We start from the raw sequence: 1047 nt of genomic DNA on the forward strand, positions 1-1047 counted from the left end.
CTTGTATGCAAGTGCTGAGCGCGGTGCTTTGTGAGTATTCCCTAGACGATTTTGTAGTACCAAATCATTTACTTTATAGACTATTCCATCAATATCATAATCCAAGTTATAGCGACAGTTATAGACTTCATTATAGAACTTCAGCATTCCATCTAAACTACTCGTTAAGGACTGATGCTCATTTACGCAAAAACCAAGTGCCTCAAGCTTATTTAGTACCTCACTTTGACTTTTCTCTGCTCCACCAATCAAAGAATAAGCAAAATATCTAAGAGGTCTGCTTGCTGTAATGTTTGCATCCAATTGCTTTAGAGAACCAGCGGCTGCATTTCGAGGATTGGCAAATTCATCGTTTTCATTTAACTTTAAAAAGTCGCTGTTACTGATGTATATCTCACCTCTTACTTCTAGTCTTCCTTGCACACCTTGCAAAAACTTAGGAAAGCCTTTTATTGTTGCAACATTGTGAGTGACATCTTCCCCTACAAAACCATCACCTCGAGTTGCAGCTTTAACAAATCTTCCATCCTCATAAATTGCAGAAAACGACAACCCATCAATTTTTGGTTCACATAATATCTCTATTTTGTCCTCAATTAAAAACCTCTTTATTTTAGACAAAAATTTCTCTACACCTTGTTCATCATAAGCATTCTCAAGGGAAAGCATAGGTTCTTGATGTTCCACCTTAGAAAACCTCTCATCAGGTGGAGCACCAACACTATCTTGTGTTGCATAAATTTCTGGCTCTATTTCAGCTAACTTTTTCTTCAGTTCATCATATTCAGCATCACTTATTTCTGGCTTATTTTTTTGGTGATACAAAACATTATGATAATTTATTTGATCTTGCAGTTTTTCTCTCATCTTTTCTAAGTTAGTCATGATACCAATATAATGCTACATTAGCCTTTGTCGTCAAGCTGTGAATTTTCTTGAATTTATCATATGGTCTTAATCCATCAAATATCAAAGGTGCCACAATGCTATAGCCATACTTATTCTTCTCTTGCTCAATTGTATTAGCAGATCTCGCTTGCTCTAGCC

General features: G+C 36.0%; 1 protein-coding gene. It reads right to left on the minus strand.

From position 1 onward, the window contains the following. Positions 1 to 885, minus strand: an 885-nt coding sequence (locus WG67_RS07280; protein WP_410543609.1) for a DNA ligase LigA-related protein, incomplete at its 3' end; no start/stop codon positions are given. Positions 886 to 1047: the final 162 nt, after the last annotated feature.

The sequence above is a fragment of the Wolbachia endosymbiont of Drosophila incompta genome, from assembly GCF_001758565.1.
GTDB classification, from domain to species: domain Bacteria; phylum Pseudomonadota; class Alphaproteobacteria; order Rickettsiales; family Anaplasmataceae; genus Wolbachia; species Wolbachia pipientis.